Here is an 18,709-nt window from a genome sequence, read left to right on the forward strand (position 1 = left end):
AACGCTTGCTGGCAGCTTGGTTGGTGCTGATTCACATCAAGCGAAACGTCCCACCATGACTCCTTATCCTCAATCCCCATTTTTTGGCTTGCAGCGCCGCCACTTGCTGGGTGGCGCTTTGGCTGCCAGCGTGGTGCAGCTTGCGCCATTGAGCTGGGCGGCCCAGCCAGCCAGTCCCGCAGCAACCGCTGCGTTCATGGCCTTGTCCCAGTACCTGACTGAGCGCAGCAACCTGAGCCCCAAGCTGGCGGGGCGCATGCAGGCCGCTTTGCAAAGTCTGGACAGCCGCTTCACCGCACACGCCGATGCACTGTGGCAATGGGTGCAGGCCCAGCAGGTAACGCTGGCGCAATTGAACGAGCGCCTGAAGGCGCAAAAGCCTGAGCTGCTGCCCATCCCCGGTCAGATCATGCAGGCCTGGTATCTGGGCATTGTGGGTGCAGGCACCCAGGCCAAAGTGGTGACTTATGAGTTCGCACTGAACGCACAGACCGTGGCAGACAAGCTGCGTCCCCCCAGTTACTCGTATGGCGTGTATGGCAGCTGGACCAGCAATCCCACCACGTTCAACTTGCAGCGCATTGCACGTCCAGCCTGAGGCTGCATGCGCCTTGCTCTAACGTCAAAAAAGAATATTTCCCATGGCTAAAACCACTCCCAACTCAGCCGATTACGTGATCATCGGCTCCGGCATCATCGGTGCCATGCTGGCTGCCAAGCTGGCGAAAACCGGCGCATCGGTGCTGATGCTTGAAGCCGGCCCCAACATTGCACGCGGCGAAATCGTCGGGCGCTTTCGCAACTCCACCCGCCGCAGCGACTGGATGTCGCCTTACCCGTCGGTAGACAGTGCCCCGCACCCCATCTACCGCCCACAAGACAACCACCACTTGGTGCAGGCCGGCCCTTACCCCTACAAGGCCGAATACATGCGCATGGTTGGCGGCACCAGCTGGCACTGGGCCGCGCATGCCTGGCGCAATGTGCCCGGTGACTTCAAGATCAAGTCGCTGTATGGCGTAGGCGTGGACTGGCCGTTTGACTATGACGATCTGGAGCCCTACTACCAGGAGGCGGAAGCCATCATGGGTGTGGGTGGCTCTACGGCCACGGGGTCACCGCGCAGTCAGCCTTTTCCCATGGGTGAAGTCGCCATTCCCTATGCCATGCAGCGTGTGCGAGACCGTCTGGCGGGCACCTTTGACGTGGTCAACAACACGGTGGCGCGCAACAGCCGCACCTTTGATGGCCGCCCCCCTTGCTGTGGCAACAACAGCTGCCAGCCTATTTGCCCCATTGATGCGCAATACCACGGCGGCATTGCGGTGCAGCAGGCTCTGGCAGTGGGCGTGAAGATGACGTACCTGGCCAACGTGTTCCAGCTGGAGCACGACGCGCAGGGCCGCATCGTGGCCGCCAACTACTACGACCCCGACAAGAACGTGCACCGCGTAACGGGAAAAACTTTCATTGTGGCTGCCAACGGCATTGAGTCGCCGCGCCTGCTGCTGCTGTCCAAGAGCGAGAAGTTCAAGCAGGGCATTGCCAACGACAACGACATGGTGGGCCGCCATCTGATGGACCACCCCAGCACCTCGCTGACCTTTGACGCCGACGAAGACGTGTGGCTGGGCCGTGGCCCGCAAAGCCCGGTGTCCATTAACGCCATGCGCGATGGGGATTTCCGCGGTGAATACTCTCCGTACCGCCTGGACTTCACCAACATCTCACGTGTTGACGGAGCCACCAACTCGCTGCTCAAGGCCGGTATTTATGGCAAGGAGTTTGCCGAGAAGCTGCGCCATGCATCGGCCCGTGAGATGAACGTGAAAAGCGTGCTGGAAGTGCTGCCCGATCCTGAGCGCCGCATTGATCTGGCCGATGAAAAAGACGCCATGGGCCTGCAAAAGCCCCGCGCCCACTACAGCATTGACGACTACACCTTCAAGGGCCACAAGCGCGCGCAAAAGGACTTCGCCAAGATTGCGCAGCTTATGGGTGGCACCAACCTGCGCTACACCAAGGACGACGACTTTGCCAACAACCAGCACATCTGCGGCACGCTGAGCATGGGCACGGACAGTGCGGTGTCGGTGTGCGATGAATTTGGCCGTGCCTGGAACCATGCCAACCTGTACTTTGCTTCGACAGGCGTGCTGCCCACCTCGTCGACCTGCAACTCCACACTCAACGGTATCGCCGTGGCTTTGCGCACGGGTGCCCACCTGATCGCCGAAAACGGCGGCGCTGCCATGCTGCCGCGCAGCAACACGCTGGCCACCTGGAAGCGACTGAACCCCCTCTGGAAGCCTGCGGCTTAAGGCTGGAGGAAGCAAGCATGAACAAGACAATGATGAAATCTTCCTGGCTGGCGGCTGTGCTGCTGGCCGCTGCTCCGGCGTTTGCTGCAGACAGCAACGAAATTGAGCGTGGCCGTTACCTGGCCACGGCGGGTGACTGTATCGCTTGCCACACGGCAGCCGGCGGCAAGGAAATGGCTGGTGGACTGGCACTGGCCAGCCCTCTGGGGCCGATTGTTTCGACCAACATCACACCCTCCAAAACCCACGGCATTGGCAACTATTCGCTGGAGCAATTCAGTGATGCGCTGCGCCATGGCAAGCGTGCAGATGGCGCCAACCTCTACCCAGCCATGCCGTACACCGCGTACGCCAAGACGACGGACGAGGACATTGCCGCCATGTATGCCTACTTCATGCAGGGTGTGCCTGCGGTCGATGCGGCCCCTGCCCAGCAGACGGACCTGCCATTTCCCTTCAGCATCCGCGCTTCGCTGAGTGTCTGGAATGCGCTGTTCCACGATGCCACGCCTTACCAGCCGGTTGCCTCGCAGACGCCAGAGTGGAACCGCGGCGCTTACCTGTCGCAGGGGCTGGCGCACTGCACCACGTGCCACACCCCGCGCACCACGCTGATGGCAGAAGACAATCTGCGCGCATTGAGCGGTGCAGAGGTGGGCGGCTGGTACGCGCCCAACATCACCTCTGATGCGGTCAGCGGCATTGGTGGATGGAGCGTGCAAGAGCTGGTCACGTACATGCAAGGCCAGCCTGTACCCGGCAAAGGCCCGGCTGCTGGCCCCATGGCCGAGGCCATTGACCACAGCTTGAAGCACCTGACGGCGCAGGACCTGCAGGCCATTGCGGTCTACATCAAGTCGGTGCCTGCTGTAACCGATGCCAAGCTCAAGCAGTCTGCAGACAGCTTTGGCCAGCAGACCGATGCGCTGGAGACCGTGCGCGGCACGGCATGGCCCAAGGAGCATGACGCCCTGACAGGTGCGCAAATCTATGACGGCTATTGCGCCAGCTGCCACCAGGTGCAAGGGCAGGGCACGGAAGGTGATGGCCTGCCTGCGCTGTTCAAGAACACCTCGCTGGGTCACAGCAACACCAACAATCTGGTGCAAGTGGTGCTGCACGGTATTCACCGCGTGGGAGTGGATTCGGTCATGCCCGCGTTCGCTCACGAGCTGAGCGACAAGCAAGTCACCAGCTTGAGCAACTACATGCTGGCCAGCTATGGCAACCCTGAAGCCAAAGTGACCGAAGCACAGGTGGCCAAGCTGCGCGATCCTGCCACCAGCTCGGACTCTGGTCTGGTGACGCTGGTGCGCGTTGGCATGGTGCTGGGTGCGCTGGTGGTGCTGTCACTCATCGGCTGGCTGCTGGTGCGCCGCCGTAAAGGCTAAATATCTGGCCGTTGCCCGCTGGTAAATGCAGGGCACATAAAAACCAAGCCCTGTGATGTGTTGCATCGCAGGGCTTTTTTTGTGAGCTTTCAGCGCTTATGGGTAGGCGTTTTCAGATACTTTTATATCTGAAAGTACCGTAAATAAAGCGCTGATAGCTATGAAAACTAAGCTTTTGCAGCGCTGGGTGCGTACAGCTGCATGAAGGCGGCAATCGCCCGCTGTGTGCAGTCTGCAATTTCTTGCGGGGTTGGCAGGGGCAGGTGCTGGAACACAAAGCGGTCCAGCAGCTCGGCCTCCAGCAGCGCCTGCAGCTGCCGCGCTGCCAGAGCCGTGGGTGCAGTGCGCAGCAGGCCGCGCTGCATGGCACTGTCCAGGAACGCACTGACCGCCATGCTGCCGCGCCCCGGCCCCATGGCGTGGCAGCGCTGGCCCAGGCCTGAACGCCCGCCTTCGGCCACCACCAGACGGCGCACCGAAGCCACATTGGGCGAATACAGCAGCCCCAGAAAGCGTTCCCCAAAGTGGCGCAAGGTGGTGGCAATGTCTGGGCCATCCAGATTCAAGGCTTCCATGGTGCGGCGAAAGTCCGCTTCAGAAGCTTGAAACATCACTTCCAGGAACAGGGCTTCTTTGGAGGGAAAGTAGTTGTAGAGCGTTGCTTTTGAGCCACCCAGGCGCATGCAGATTTCGGACATGGAGCTGCGCTCAAATCCCAGTTCTCCGAATGTGGCTGCGGCCACATTCAGGATGGCTTGCCGCTTTTCTTCCGTTTTAGTTCGCATGGGGGGCTTGTCGTGTGAAGGAGTTGGAGACTTTTTGAGTGTAGCGGTGCTGTGCGCAGTATTAGAATTTAAACCGTACCGTACAGTTCATTAATAAAGTATTCCATGAAAACTTGTCACGAAACTGCGCCAGCGCAAAGGCCGTCTGTGCGCGCTGTCTGGCTGGCGCTGGGGGCGCCGCTGCTGCTGGCCGCGTGTGCCCAATTGCCCGACTGGCAGGGCAAAGCATCTTTGGCGGACCACGTGCCCGCCGCTTTGGGCGACACCGCCTCTGCCGCTGTCATGGACTGGCCCCAGGACCATTGGTGGCAGCGCTACGGCGATGCACAGCTCAATGCACTGATTGACGAAGCCTTGCAGGGCGCGCCTGACATGGCCGCTGCCGCTGCCCGGGTGCGCCAGGCGCAGGCCATGCTGGGTGTGAGTGAGTCGGCCACTGCGCCGCAGCTGTCAGCCCATGCCAGTGCCACGTCCGACAAGCTCAGCTACAACCACCTGACGCCCGCAGAAATCACACCGCGCGGCATGAACGGCTATGGCCGCGCAACGCTGGATTTGAGCTGGTCGCTGGACCTGTGGGGCAAACACCGGGCCGCCATTGCCGCCGCCAACGGCGAGCTGCAAGCGCGCCAGGCCGATGCAGCCCAATCGCGCCTGCTGCTGGCCAGCAGCGTGGCCACGGCTTATGCTGATCTGCTGCGTCTGGGGGCCACAGAGCGCACCTTGGCGCAGTCTGTACAGGTGCGCAGCACCACCGCCCAGCTGTTTGCCCAGCGGTTTGAGCATGGGCTGGAGAACAAGGGCAGCGTGCACAGCGCCAGCGCCCGTCTGGCCGCTGCACGGGCCGAGTGGCTGCAGGCACAGGAGCAGGTGGCTTTGCAACGCCACCGCATTGCCGCCCTGATGGGCGCTGCACCTGAGCGGGGCAACCAGATAGCCCTGCCCGAATCGGCGCTGCAGCAACCCTGGCAGCAGCAGTGGGCCGTGCCCGCCAATTTGCCCGCCAGCTTGCTGGGACGCCGCCCCGACGTGGTGGCCGCGCGTTTGCAGGCGCAGTCGCTGGAGTCGCGCGTGGCCGCCAAGCAGGCCGAGTTTTACCCGGACGTGAATCTGAGCGCCATGGTGGGTGCGCAGTCGCTGGGGCTGGACATGCTGACCAGGGGCGGCTCGGGCATTGCCAGCGTGGGCCCGGCCATCAGCCTGCCTATTTTTAACGGGGCGCGCCTGCGCTCGGAGCTGGGAGCGGCCCGCGCCCGCTATGACGAGGCGGTGGCGCTGTACCGCAACACCCTCAACCGAGCGCTGCAAGAGGTGGCTGACAACGCAGTGAGCCAGCGCGCATTGCAGCAGCAACTGCAGGCCATGCAGCAGGCGGTAGATGCTGCCACCGAGGCGCACCGCGTGGCCCGCAACCGCTACGAAGGCGGGCTGGCCAACCATCTGGAGGTGCTGTCTGCCGAAGACCAGTTGCTGGCCAGCGTGCGGCAACTGGTGGATGTGCAGTCAAGGGCGCTGGCGCTGGACATTGGCTTGCACCGCGCACTGGGCGGTGGCTGGCAAGCCCCGCAGGCGTTGCCCGCACCACAGGCTGCGCAGGCCTGAGCGCCTGAACACCCAGACAAGAACATCTCCCCCCCCCTTATTTCTGATCCGATTTGTGCAAGGTTTTTATGACTGAAAACGCTTCTTCCGTGAGCGCCAATCCCGTGGCGCGCCAACAGCGCCGCAACAAAATGCTGCTGGGCCTGGCCGGTGTGACCGTGGTGGCTGCTGCCATTGCCGGCGGCTACTGGTGGCTGCATGCCTCCAACTTTGTCTCTACCGACAACGCCTACGCGGCGGTGGAGGTGGCACAGGTCACCCCCTCGGTGGGGGGCACGGTGCTGCAGGTGCTGGTGAAAGACACGCAAGCCGTACGGCAAGGCGATGTGCTGGTGCGTATTGATCCGACCGACGCCAAGCTCAGCCTGGCGCAGGCAGAGGCCGAGCTGGCCCGCGCAGTGCGCCGCGTGAAAGGCTATGTGGCCAATGACGGTGGCCTGAAAGCGCAGATTGCCGCCCGTGCGGCCGACCAAAAAAGCGCTGCCGCCAAGCTGACTGCAGCGCAGGCTGACATGGCGCGCGCCACAGTCGATTTGCAGCGCCGTCAGGCGTTGGCGCAAAGCGGCTCGGTCTCGGGAGATGAGCTGACGCACGCACAAAACGCGTTCGCAGCGGCCCAGTCGCAACTGGCGGCTGCGCTGGCTGCACAGGCGCAGGCACTGGCCAACCACGAAGCCGCCATTGGAGCCAAGCAAGTGAACGCCACGCTGATTGAAGGCAGCACCGCCGAAGACAACCCTGAGGTATTGCTGGCGCTGGCCCGTCGTGACCAGGCCCAGGTTGATCTGGACCGCACCACTGTGCGCGCCCCGGTGGACGGTGTGGTTGCCAAGCGCAGCGTGCAGATTGGCCAGCGCGTGCAGGCCGGTACACCGCTGATGTCGGTGGTGCCGCTGCAGGACATGTACGTCGATGCCAACTTCAAGGAAGTGCAGCTGCCCAAGGTGCGCACCGGCCAGAGCGTGCAGCTGCATGCAGACCTGTACGGCAAAGATGTGACCTACACCGGAACGGTGGTGGGCTTTAGCGGTGGCTCGGGTGCCGCGTTTGCCGCCATTCCTGCGCAAAACGCAACCGGCAACTGGATCAAGGTGGTGCAGCGCCTGCCCGTGCGCATTCAGCTCAATGCGCAAGAGCTGGCAGAGCACCCTTTGCGGGTGGGGCTGTCGATGACGGCCACGGTTGACACCCGCAGCGGTCCCGCCGTGCAGTGAGCACCGCCATGAGTGACCGTAATAACGACGGGGCGATCACCATTGGTGGTCAGCCACTGACGGGCGGCATGCTGTGGCTGGCGGCCATTGTGCTGGCGGCGGCCAATTTTGTGGCCGTGCTGGACATGACGATTGCCAACGTCTCTGTGCCCAGCATTGCTGGCAACCTGGGCGCAACCACCAGCCAGGGCACCTGGGTGATTACCAGCTATGCCGTGGCCGAGGCCGTAACCGTGCCGCTGACCGGCTGGCTGGCCGCCCGCTTTGGTGCCGTGCGGGTGTTTGCCACGGCCATGGGCTTGTTTGGCGTGGCCTCGCTGCTGTGCGGGCTGGCCAACTCTCTGGGCTTTCTGGTGTTTGCGCGCATCTTGCAAGGTTTTGCAGGCGGGCCATTGATGCCTTTGTCGCAAACGCTGCTGCTGCGCATTTTTCCGCCACGCATGGCACCAGCCGCCGTGGGGCTGTGGGCCATGACCACGCTGATAGCTCCTGTGCTGGGCCCCATTGTGGGGGGCTGGATCTGCGACCAGTACAGCTGGCACTGGATCTTTCTGATCAACATCCCCGTGGCCATTGGCTGTGCGTTTGCGGCATGGAACCTGCTCAAGCGCTATGAGCTGCCCAAGCTCAAAAACCCCATCGACACGGTGGGGCTGGTGCTGCTGTTTACCTGGGTGGGCGCGCTGCAGCTGATGCTGGACGAGGGCAAAAATCTGGACTGGTTTGCCTCCGGTACCATCGTGACGCTGGCGATTGTGGCCGTGGTGGGCTTTGTGGCCTTCCTGATCTGGGAGCTGCATGAAGAGCACCCGGTGGTGGATTTGCGCGTGTTCCGGCACCGGGGCTTCAGCATGAGTGTGCTCACCATCAGTCTGGCGTTTGCTGCATTTTTTGCCGCCAACGTGCTCACGCCGCTGTGGCTGCAAAGCTTCATGGGTTACACGGCCACGCAGTCGGGCAAGGTCACTGCGTGGACCGGCCTGTTCGCGCTGATGGTGGCCCCCATGGCGGCAGGGCTGTCTGCCAAGGTCGACCCGCGCAAGCTGATCTTTGGCGGGGTGTTCTGGCTGGGTGTCATCACGATGTGGCGCACGGTGGCCACCACCGAGATGAGCTACTGGGACATCGCTATGCCGCTGATGCTGATGGGCTGGGGCTTGCCGTTCTTCTTTATCCCCACCACCGGCTTGGCTCTGGCCAGCGTGGAGCCGCACGAGATGGACAACGCTGCAGGCTTGATGAACTTCCTGCGCACGCTCTCGGGCGCAGCGGCGGTATCCATGGTCAATACCGAGTGGGAGAACGAAACCACGCGCCAGCACGCCGAACTGGTCGGGCTGACCGATCGCTCCGGCGAGGTGCTGCAAGGCTTGCAGCAATCTGGCCTGACGCCGCAGGCGGCCTTGCAGACGCTGGACCACCTGGTCACCAACCAGAGCGTGATGCTGGCCACCAACAACATCATGACGGTGATTGCCATCTGCTTTGTACTGGCGGCCAGCGTGATCTGGCTGGCCCCCAAGCCGCAGCGCGTGGTGGCACCGGGCGCGGGCGGGCATTGAGGCGCTGCAGCGCCGCCCTGACAACAAAGCCCGCAATTGCGGGCTTTGTTGTGTGTGGCTGCATGCAGCAGTAATGTGGCTTTTTAATTTGGTAGCTGTTAACGCTTGCTGCATAAGGTTTTCAGATAGTTTTATATCTGAAAAGTCCATTGGGTAAGCGATTGCAGCTATGTTTTTGTTATCGAGTGTTTATTGTTTGGCTGCCAGTGCCTTGGCAATCTTGTTGCGTGGCACGGTGGGCTTGGGCACCTTGAAGTCAAACCAGTTGCGCACGTCCTCTTCCACACCAATGCCGTGCATGTAGTTATAGATGGCCTTTTTGAGCACAACGCCCAGCTTGTCGTGGTCTACGCCGGTGGCGTCAATGAACGGAATGTCATTGCGCGCAAATGTGGCCTTGGGCTGGGGGGGCAGGGTGACGCCGTAGTCCTGCGGGTTCTGGCCCACGGGCGAGTGCACGGTGCAGGCAAAACGGTGAAAAAAGCCGCTTTGAATGCAGCCGTTTTCAAACAGCTGGCGCACGTATTCCAGCGCGTCCACCGTGTCTTGCACGGTTTGCGTGGGAAAGCCATACATCAGATAGGCGTGCACCAGAATGCCGGCATCGGTCAGCGCCTTGGTCACACGCGCTACCTGCTCTACGCTCACGCCTTTTTTCATCAGCTCCAGCAAGCGGTCGGAGGCCACTTCCAGCCCGCCCGAGACGGCAATGCAGCCGCTGTCGGCCATCAGCTCGGCCAGCTCTGGCGTAAAGGTTTTTTCAAAACGGATATTGCCCCACCAGCTGATCTCGGTGCCCCGCTCGATCAGCTCTTTGGACAGCGCCTTCAGGGCCTTGGGCGGCGCAGCTTCATCCACAAAGTGAAAACCGGTCTGGCCGGTTTCGGCCACGATGGCGTCAATGCGGTTGGCCAGCTCGGCAGCGCTGGCACCTTCGTAGCGGCTGATGTAGTCCAGACTGACGTCGCAGAAACTGCACTTTTTCCAGTAACAGCCATGGGCAATGGTCAGCTTGTTCCAGCGGCCATCGCTCCACATGCGGTGCATGGGGTTGAGCATGTCCAGCAGCGACAGGTAGTCGTGCAGCGGCAGGCCGTCCCAAGTGGGCGTGCCCACTTCGGCAAAGGCAATGTCGGCTTCCATCATGTTGATGTATTTGACGCTGCCCGTCTCTGCATCGCGCACAAAGGTGCGCACCAGACGCGACTGGCCCCGCTCGCCTTGCAGGTGCTCCAGCAGCGCCAGCAGAGGGCGCTCGCCCGCATCCAGCGTGACAAAGTCAAAGTAGTCAAACACGCGTGGCTCGTTGAGCTCACGCAGTTCGGTGTTGACAAAGCCGCCACCCAAGATGAGCTTGATGTGCGGAAACTCGGCCTTGATGGTTTGCGCAATGCGAAACGCCGCGTAGACCGAACCGGGAAAGGGCGTGGACAGCAATACCACCGTAGGGCGGTGGCGCCAGATGGCCTTGCGCGTGAGGTCAATCAAGGCCTCGTCCACCAGCGTGGGTGCGGCGGCCAGTGCGCTGGCCAGTGGGTCAAAAGTGGGCTGGTTGCCCGACAGCGACTCGGCGTAGCGCACAAATTCAAAGCGCGGGTCGGCCGCATCACGGATCACGTCGGCCAGATCGTTCAGATACAGCGTGGCGTAGTGCTTGGCGCGGTCTTGCTGGCCCAAGGCACCAAAGGCCCAGCCAATGGGGTCGCCCGAGCCATCGTCCATGTAATGCTCCAGCGCATCAAAGCGCGGGCCTTCAGGCAGCCAGCTGCGGCTGACGATGCGGTGGCTCACCGTGCTGTCTTTGCCCTGCAAAAACGCAATCACCCGGTTGATGGTGGCGGTGTAGCGGTCGCGCTGGCCCATGAAGCTTTGCACGGCGGGGCTGAACATGCGCTCGGGGTTCTCGTCGAACTGGGCTTGCACCAGATCGATGATGCGCTCCAGCCCCTCTTTGGACAGCAGCCTGAGCACCAGCGCCAGCGCCAGGTCCTCCTGCACCGCATTCACCTCGCGCGAGCGCAAAAAACCTGTGATGTAGGCGGTGGATGGGTAAGGCGTGTTGAGCTGCGTCATCGGCGGGATGAACGAGAGCACGCGAGGGGCAGTAGCAGTCATGAACAGTCAAGCAGGCCAGAAGCGCGGCAGTGCCGCAAAACCAAAACAAAAGCCCGGCTGGTCAGCAGGGCAAGGTGCTATTGTCGCTGGCTTGGCATAAAGCTGCCGGGGCGAGGTTTTGCGTGCTTTTGCAAAGCGTTGGTGGGCGGTGTCCTCAAGGTGCAGCGCTTTGGGCCGCAGCGTTCAGCCGCAGCGCATGGATGTGATCGCCAAAGAAGCTGCGGCGGATGGATAGCTCTGCAGGCACAGGGCCCTTGGGGAGCGTGTCAAAGTTATCTGCATTCACACAGAATTCAAAGAAAAGATAACGCATGTCGGGAATCTCGATCTGGTGCTTGCAAGAGCGCCCTGAGCCACGCTTTTTCTCCACGGTGGCCGAGCGTGTGACTTTGGCATGCACCAAGCTGGTATAGCCCAGTGGCAACGTGACGGCTACATTCAGCCACACCACGACCACAAAAAAAGCCATGCACAGCGGCGCCATGAGCAAGCGTTTGAAAGGTCCGTAAGTCAGCCAAGGGCCAGAAGGACGCCAGAGGTTCTTGCGGTACAAGGCCCTGAGCCAGATTGCGCTGACAGCGGTCAGCAGCAAAGAGATGCCCCACGCCATCTTTTGCCACTGCTGCGTAGGGACAAAACTGCGAAAAAAGATGGGCACCAAAGCGCCCAGCATCCATAGCATGAAGGTGCCGATGTGTATCTTCTGTGCGCCAGGGATGTCTTTTTTCCACAGCAAATTCATGGCGTTGGCTCTTTGTTAGCACGGGATTTAGGGGCAGATTCTAAGTTGAACGCACAAAAAAAGGGATGCCGTGGCATCCCCCTTTGCAAACAGCTCGCCCGTACGCTCAGGACGAGTGGTGCGAGGCTTCGTGCATGCGTGGATCTCGGCGCTCACGCTGTGGGCGTGGAGCGTTGGCCACGGGTTTGCGACCATCGCGGTAACGCATGGCCCAGCGCTCAATCGTATAGAAAGACAGGGCAGACAGCGCTGCAGAGATCACCAGTGCGCCGATGACGGTCACTGGCCAAGAATAGTCCGCGCGCAGAAAGCGCACCACAGGGTAGTGCCACAGATAAACACCGTAAGACAGTTTGCCCAGTTGCAGCAGCGTGGGGGCGGTGAGCATTTCATACACCAAGCCCTCGGGCTTTTGTACTGCCAGCAGCAATACGATGGCTGCGCACTCGACCACAGTGATGCCCCACAGCATGGCGTGTTGGTCGTCCCATTTCAGCTCCATGATCAGTGGCACAGCCAGTACCAGCCACATGGTATAGCCACGCAAGGACTGCAGGTACGCGATCCACTTGGGCTTTTCCACCATCAGCGCAGCCAGCAGTGCCCCGGCAATCAGGCCCGAGACGCGTGTGTCAAAGCGGAAGAAAATTTCATAGAACGCCTGCTCTTGGAACACCCAGAACACGCGCCACAGCGTGCTCAGCACCCACAGCCCCAGCAGCGGTGCCCATACGCGACCCGGTGAAGTCTTGCGCAGCAGCCATACCAGCAGTGGTGGCCAGATCAGGTAGAAATGCTCCTCGACCGAGAGCGACCACATGTGCAGCAATGTATCGGGGCTGTCAAAGAAGGCAATCCCGTAATCGGCCAGATAGAGCAGGGACACCAGCGCATCGGAGTAGATGTCATTGAGCTCAGGCCACAGGAATGGTGCAACGACACAATATGTGGCCAAAAACAATGCCAGTGCGGGCATCAGCCTAAAGAAGCGGCGGCGGTAAAAGCGCCAGTAATCCAGTCGCTCATTGGTGTGAAACTCTTGCAGCAAGAGCGAGGTAATCAAAAAGCCGCTGAGCACAAAAAACAGATCGACCCCAAAAAAAGCGCCGTCAAACAGGGGCGCGTGCGCATGCGACAAGACCACCAAAATGATGGCTACGCCGCGCAATCCATCCAGCGCAGGGTTGTAGCGCAGTTTGAATACTGACTCTGTCAAAACTAAACACCTTTCATTTGGCCCGGCCAGAGGAGACATGGCCGCGCTCGTTTTTGTTATTTCTTGCAATCAGGGAAAACCTTGCTGCGAAAGTATGAAGAAAACGCGGCAAGTGCTCCGTAACAAGGCTATTTTTTCTGTAATCAGGCGTTGAGCGGTGCGGCTCCCATTGCGAAAAACTGCGTGCGCAACCGGCGCATGGTTTGTTGCGTTGCTAGCCAATGAGATGATTTGTTTGAGAGGTTTGTTTTGAAAGCGCATGCTTACTTTAGGTAAGACTGCCGGCATAAAAAAAGCCACCCTGAGGTGGCTGTCAAAGAAGGAAAACTTCGGGGGTGTTTTTAGTTGTCAGCCAGCTTGCGCTCTTTGACGACACGGCCCCACTGGTCATATTCTTTCTTGATGAAGGCTGCCAGCTCCTTGCGTGTAGTGGGCTGGGGTGTCAGGCCATGGTCGTTGAGGGCTTTTTTCACGCCTTCGTCGTTCAGGGCTTTGACGATTTCCACATTCCAGCGCTCCAAAATGGGCTCAGGGGTCTTGCTGGGCGCAACAAAGGCGTACCAGTTCAGGGCTTCAAAACCGGGGTAGCCCGCTTCAGCAACGGTCGGAATGTCGGGCATGTAGGCCGGGCGTGTCAGGCCTGTGGTGGCCAGCGGAATCAGCTTGCCGGTCTGCACGTGGGGCAGGGCGGTGGGGGGCGCTGCAAAGTAGCTGGTGACGCGCTCGCCCAGCAGGTCTTGCAAAGCTGGCGCGCCGCCCTTGTAGGGAACGTGCACCATTTCAACGCCAGCGCGCTGGTTGAACAGCTCACCTGCCAGGTGCGAGGCCGAGCCAGCACCGGTGGATGCGTAATCCACCTTGCCGGGAGATTTTTTGGCCAGCGCGACGAACTCCTGCAGATTCTTCACGCCTGCGCCTTTGTGTGCCACCAGTACGTTAGGGAAGTTCACGCCCCCGGACAGCGGGGCCAGATCCTTGAAAGGGTCGTAGTTCAGCTTCATCAGGTGCGGGGCAATCGCCAGCGGGCCGACGGAGCCAAACAAAATCACCGAGCCATCGGCCACCGCGTTGGCCACCTGCCCATGGGCAATGTTGCCGCCCGCACCGCCCTTGTTTTCCACCACCACCGACTGGCCAATGTTTTCTCCCAGCTTCTTGGCAATCAAGCGGGCTGCGGCGTCGGCGGCACCGCCTGGTGCAAAGCCGACCACCATGGTGACGGGTTTTTTGGGCGGAAAGTCCTGGGCCAGAACATGGCCTGTGAATGCCAGTGATGTCGCAGCCAGTGCGGCTGCCTGGATCAATGTGCGCTTTTTCATGGTGGGTCTCCTTGTGTTGTCTTATGAATATGAAAGTGGCAGAGGAAAGCAGGGGGAAAGCAAAGGGAAAACGGATGGCTAATCGGCCCCCAGTCCGATGGGGTTGGGCTGGCGCTTTTCGGTGGTGTGGCGCAGCAAGGCAGCGGTGCGAAATACCCCGTGAGCAAACTTGCCGTAGGGCAGCGTGACAAACAGGGCCATGACGGCACCCAGATGCAGGCACAGCAGCAGCGCCAGTGCCGGGGTTGCACGGCCCCACCACAGAGCAAGGCCGCTGGTGGCAACGAGGAACAGCAGGGCAATGAATCCCAGGTCCATGGGCTTTTGCTTTGCATCGCCGTGCATGGGGTGGCGGCTGCGGTTGAGCATCCACAAGCCCGCAGTGCCCAGCGTCAGCATCACACCTCCCACGCCACCCAAGAGCTTGGGCAGGCTGGGCAGGTCATAAGGGGCGGCCCAGCCGAACACGTAGTGGTAGAGCGTGGCCACCGAGGTGGCTGCAAAGCACAGCATGAAGCCGTAGAACGTCAGGTGGTGGCAGCGGCGGCGGCGCAGCGTGTAGGCATCGTCTTCGTTGTGGCAGCCTTCACCGTGCCCGCCATCGAGGTACTTCAGGCGCAGCACATCGCTGGTGGCTTCAGTGGCTGCCGCGCCACTGACATCGGCCCCGCTGGTGGCCGGCTTGATGTCTTTCCAGAAGCGGCGCACCCCCATGGACAGGGCAAACACAACAAACACAAAGACAGGTGCAAACATGCCCACCAGCAGGTTGTGCGGGAACAGGTTGTAGAAGTTGGCGCCCAGATCAGCCCCCCACAGTGCGCTCAGGCCACCGCCTTGCAGTACTGCACCCAGCACCAGAAACAGTGTCAGGGCGGCGACCAGTGCCAGCGACAGCGTCAAGCCATTGCGCTTGTACAGCTGGCCCAGCGCGGGTGGCCAGGCGTAGTCGATATAGGTTTGCCCTCGCACTTGGGCCATGGCCTTGGGGATGTTGATGGCAAATTCATGCGGTGGTGCGTACTGGCAGGCATGCAAGCAGGCACCGCAGTTGTGGCACAGGTTGGCCAGGTAATTGACATCGGCCTTGAGAAACTCCAGGCGGCGCGTCATGGCCGGAAACACAGCGCAAAAACCTTCGCAATAACGGCAGGCGTTGCAAATCTGCATGGAGCGCGCCACTTCATCTTCGGCGGCGGACATGGGCAGAATGGGGATGACTTTGCCGCCAGAGCCTGCGGCCAAGGATTGCGCCTCTTGGCCCAGTGCTTGCAGGGATTCGATGCTCATGGCTTAAACCTCGTCTTTCACAGCGCCGTGTACGGCGTCTTTTCCAGCAGCAGCCAGCGCTGCATTGCGCCCGGCAATGCGGCCAAAGGCGGTGCCAATCGACATGCCAACACCGGCGGTGTAGCCCTTGCCCAGCACGTTGCCAGCCATCATCTCGCCCGCTACAAACAGGTTGGGGCTGGGCTGGTTGCTCCAGCGCACTGCGGCGGTGTCGTCCACCTTCAGGCCCAGATACGTAAACGTCACGCCGGGGCGCAGCGCGTAGCCGTAAAACGGCCCGGTATCAATCGGGCGTGCCCAGTGGGTTTTGGCCGGTGTCAGGGCCTGGGTGTGGCAATCGTCCAGTGCGGTGTGGTCAAACTTGCCGACTTTGCAGGCACTGTTGTAGGTATTGAGGGTGTGCATGAAGGTATCGACATGCAGCCCCAGTTTGTGGGCCAGCTCGGGCAGGCTGTCTGCCTTCACACCGGGAAACACGGGCGGCATGAAGCGGCCAATGGCTTTGCTGTCGATGATGGAATACGCAATCTGCCCCGGCTGCTGTGCCACCAGGCGCCCCCAGATGGCATAGCGCTTGGGCCAGAAATCTTCTCCCTCGTCGTAAAAACGCTGTGCATCCCGGTTGACCACCACGCCCAGCGAGACACAGTCAATGCGGGTGCAGATACCGCCGTCATACAGCGGGGCGCGGGCATCAATGGCCACCATGTGTGCCTGTGTAGGGTCGCCAATGCCATCGACCTGGTGATCATCGAGCAGGTGTTTAAGCAGTACGCCCTTGTTGAACGCAGTGCCGCGGATGATGAAGTTGTCTGCCGACCATTCGCCGCGCTCGTTCTGGCCCCAGGCCTCGCGCAGCCACTCCCGGTTGGATTCAAACCCGCCGGCAGCCAGCACACAGCTTTTTGCGGTGATGCGCTGGCCGTTGACCCATGCGGCTTGAAAGACACCGTCTTCAATATCGAGGCGATCCACGGGCGATTCGTAGCGAATTTCAACGCCCAGTTTTTCAGCGCTGCGGTAGTAGGCATTGACCAGCGCCTTGCCACCGCCCATGAAGAACGCGTTGGTGCGTGCCACGTGCAAAGCACCAGACAGTGGTGGCTGAAAGTGCACGCCGTGCTTGCGCATCCAGCTGCGGCAGGTGGAGGAGGCGCGGATCACCATGCGGGCCAGATGTTCGCTGGTGATACCGCCTGTGACCTTGAGCAAGTCTTGCCAGTACTCTTCTTCGGGGTAGGCCTCTACCAGCACGTCCTGCGGTGCATCGTGCATGCAGCGCAGGTTGCGGGTGTGGGCGGAGTTGCCGCCGCGCCATTCGCGCGGTGCGGACTCCAGCAGCAGCACGCGCGCACCTGCTTCGCGCGCCATCAGCGCGGCACACAGGGCGGCATTGCCACCACCGATGACCAGAACATCGGTGTCCATGAATCTCTCTCCTTGCAGTCTCACTCGTGGGGAATGTGAACTCTAGGCAGAACGTTCAGGGTGAGGCAGGTGGCAAATGGAATGGGGGTATCAGTTTTCGTGATGACTCAGCGTCGCGCCTGCCCATGCGCCACTGCTGACCAGTTGCCTGGTGCAGTCCAGCAGCACCACCCGGGCAGCCAGCGCGGCGGGTGAGAGCTCGTCCTCAGACAGACCGCACAGCATGGCGGGGCGGCGCACCTGTCCGTCAATGATTTCGGACCACTGAAACATTTCTTCAGCGGCGTGGTGCAGCTTGACGGCAGACCACGGCTGTACGGTGGCCCCCATGCCCGCCATGACGGCTTCCATCAGCAGGGGCAAACCATCAATTTCCAGTGCCATGTTCAAGGGAATGCCTGCGTGCGCAAACGCAGTAACGATGGAGTAGCGCAGCCCATGCGTGCCCGATGGCAGGATCAGCGGCACGCCCCGCAGCTGCGCCATGCTGGTGGTGGCTGTGTGCGGGCACACAGGGTGCTGCCTGGACTGAATGAGGTAGAGCTTTTCTTCCAGCAGCGGCAGCACGCTCCAGCGTCTTGCATTCTTGTCATCAAACAAGATGGCCAGATCCAGCTGGCGGGCATTGAGCAGGCTGGTCAGGTGCCCGGAGAGGGCAGACACCATGTGCAGGCGCACCTCGGGATAGCGCTCACGCATGGCTTTCATCAGTGGCAGACCCAGCACCGATGCAATGGTGGGAGACAGGCCAATGCTCACCGCGCCGGACAGCCGTGCTTGCTGTGCAGCCCGAATGGCCTGCTCGGCATGGCGCAGTGTGAGCTGTGCTTCGTGAAAGAAGGCAATGCCCGCTTCGGTCGGAACCGTGCCTTTGCTGGTGCGTTGCAGCAAGCGGGTGCTCAGCTCACCTTCCAGGCGGCTGATTTGCTGACTGAGTGCGGATTGCACCAGGTTCAGATCCAGTGCTGCACGGCTCATGGAACCGAGTTCTACAACGCGTACAAAGTAGCGCAACTGACGCAGTTCCATAGTCTGTCTGGGGTTTGAGTGGGGAATGTGGCACCGCTGTGCAAAGCTTGGATTACACAGCGGTGAACATAGTCTGTTCTTGCAGTGCTGTGCATGTGAGTAACGCGTATGACTTGGCGAATTTTCCACATCGCAAGGTTTTTGATGGCTGCAATGCTTCCATCTCAAAGGGCTAGGCAGGATACCTGCCGCTGCACGTGCACCAGCTGGTGCAATGGCCGAGGGTGAAAAAGTTTTACCCCTAGGGGGCCGCATGCAGCATGCGCTGTTGCTGCCAAAGGTCGGTATACTTTGAGCAGCTCCGGGGTGTGCGAAAGCGCTGAGATGTAAAAAGAGATTGAAAAATCTCTGATTTGCGAACCCGACGAACTTGATCCGGTTCATACCGGCGTAAGAAGAGCGGGACCCTGACGCAGGGCCAGTGAATGACAGCTTGATGGCATCTCCATGTCCTTGGCCGTGATTCATGCGGCACAGCACACCCCAGGCGCCTCGCGCACTGGGGTTTTGTCTTTTATGGACTGACCTCATGGCGCGTCAGCCATGGCCGGAATCAGCAGATTCTGGTTGGTAAAGACGATACCGAACCCTTGGTATCTCTTGCTTCACCAAGGTGCACCGTGGTCTGTGATGGACGCAGTCCATCGCAAGCTACGGCCAGATCAGAGCCACGCATTCCTCGGAGCGCTTTATCC

The 18,709-nt window shown here is 60.9% G+C and carries 14 protein-coding genes and 1 riboswitch; of the genes, 6 read left to right on the plus strand and 8 right to left on the minus strand.

Annotation, left to right across the window (positions count from 1 at the left end; translation table 11 throughout):
• Positions 1-55 precede the first annotated feature (55 nt).
• From IB213_RS03770 to IB213_RS03780, 3 genes are read left to right on the plus strand one after another with little or no spacing between them, the layout of a single operon-like run.
• Positions 56-598, plus strand: coding sequence for a sugar dehydrogenase complex small subunit (locus tag IB213_RS03770; protein ID WP_192405432.1), 543 nt, complete (start codon positions 56-58; stop codon positions 596-598).
• Positions 599-641: 43 nt separating this feature from the next.
• Positions 642-2,321: a GMC family oxidoreductase gene (locus IB213_RS03775; protein ID WP_192405433.1), complete on the plus strand. Its 1,680-nt coding sequence runs from the start codon at positions 642-644 to the stop codon at positions 2,319-2,321.
• A 17-nt stretch (positions 2,322-2,338) separates the two neighbouring features.
• Entirely contained in the window at positions 2,339-3,712 is a 1,374-nt protein-coding gene (locus IB213_RS03780) for a cytochrome c (RefSeq protein ID WP_192405434.1), read from the plus strand.
• Between the two features lie 167 nt (positions 3,713-3,879).
• Here IB213_RS03780 and IB213_RS03785 read toward each other — a convergent pair whose 3' ends face one another.
• Positions 3,880-4,497, minus strand: a complete 618-nt coding sequence (locus IB213_RS03785; protein ID WP_191723510.1) for a TetR/AcrR family transcriptional regulator — start codon at positions 4,495-4,497, stop codon at positions 3,880-3,882.
• Positions 4,498-4,602: 105 nt separating this feature from the next.
• On the opposite strand from IB213_RS03785, the gene IB213_RS03790 reads away from it, so the two are divergent.
• The 3 genes from IB213_RS03790 (at position 4,603) to IB213_RS03800 (ending at position 8,875) form a co-directional block, all read left to right on the plus strand.
• Complete coding sequence (locus IB213_RS03790) at positions 4,603-6,099, plus strand: efflux transporter outer membrane subunit (RefSeq protein ID WP_192405435.1); 1,497 nt, start codon at positions 4,603-4,605, stop codon at positions 6,097-6,099.
• Between the two features lie 68 nt (positions 6,100-6,167).
• Positions 6,168-7,313, plus strand: a complete 1,146-nt coding sequence (locus tag IB213_RS03795; RefSeq protein ID WP_191723512.1) for an HlyD family secretion protein — start codon at positions 6,168-6,170, stop codon at positions 7,311-7,313.
• A gap of 8 nt (positions 7,314-7,321) precedes the next feature.
• Positions 7,322-8,875, plus strand: coding sequence for a DHA2 family efflux MFS transporter permease subunit (locus IB213_RS03800; RefSeq protein WP_192405436.1), 1,554 nt, complete (start codon positions 7,322-7,324; stop codon positions 8,873-8,875).
• A gap of 189 nt (positions 8,876-9,064) precedes the next feature.
• On the opposite strand, the gene IB213_RS03805 is transcribed toward IB213_RS03800, so the two are convergent.
• The 7 genes from IB213_RS03805 to IB213_RS03835 form a co-directional block, all read right to left on the minus strand.
• Positions 9,065-10,990 (minus strand): radical SAM protein, encoded by a 1,926-nt coding sequence (locus IB213_RS03805; protein ID WP_192405437.1) that lies wholly within the window; start codon positions 10,988-10,990, stop codon positions 9,065-9,067.
• 154 nt (positions 10,991-11,144) lie between these two features.
• On the minus strand, positions 11,145-11,732 hold the full coding sequence (locus tag IB213_RS03810; protein ID WP_192405438.1) for a hypothetical protein: 588 nt from the start codon (positions 11,730-11,732) through the stop codon (positions 11,145-11,147).
• A gap of 106 nt (positions 11,733-11,838) precedes the next feature.
• Positions 11,839-12,948, minus strand: a complete 1,110-nt coding sequence (locus IB213_RS03815; protein ID WP_225214146.1) for an acyltransferase — start codon at positions 12,946-12,948, stop codon at positions 11,839-11,841.
• A gap of 341 nt (positions 12,949-13,289) precedes the next feature.
• Complete coding sequence (locus tag IB213_RS03820) at positions 13,290-14,267, minus strand: tripartite tricarboxylate transporter substrate binding protein (RefSeq protein WP_192405439.1); 978 nt, start codon at positions 14,265-14,267, stop codon at positions 13,290-13,292.
• 78 nt (positions 14,268-14,345) lie between these two features.
• Positions 14,346-15,557, minus strand: a complete 1,212-nt coding sequence (gene tcuB / locus IB213_RS03825; RefSeq protein WP_192405440.1) for a tricarballylate utilization 4Fe-4S protein TcuB — start codon at positions 15,555-15,557, stop codon at positions 14,346-14,348.
• A 3-nt stretch (positions 15,558-15,560) separates the two neighbouring features.
• Positions 15,561-16,985 carry an FAD-dependent tricarballylate dehydrogenase TcuA gene (gene tcuA, locus IB213_RS03830; protein ID WP_191723519.1) on the minus strand — a complete coding sequence of 475 codons (1,425 nt, stop codon included), beginning with the start codon at positions 16,983-16,985 and terminating at the stop codon, positions 15,561-15,563.
• Positions 16,986-17,075: 90 nt separating this feature from the next.
• Entirely contained in the window at positions 17,076-18,014 is a 939-nt protein-coding gene (locus IB213_RS03835; protein ID WP_191723520.1) for a LysR family transcriptional regulator, read from the minus strand.
• A gap of 292 nt (positions 18,015-18,306) precedes the next feature.
• Positions 18,307-18,428: riboswitch (TPP riboswitch) on the plus strand.
• The last annotated feature ends 281 nt before the right edge of the window (positions 18,429-18,709 follow it).

Source organism: Comamonas sp. CMM02, from assembly GCF_014851485.1.
Classification (GTDB): domain Bacteria; phylum Pseudomonadota; class Gammaproteobacteria; order Burkholderiales; family Burkholderiaceae_C; genus Comamonas; species Comamonas avium.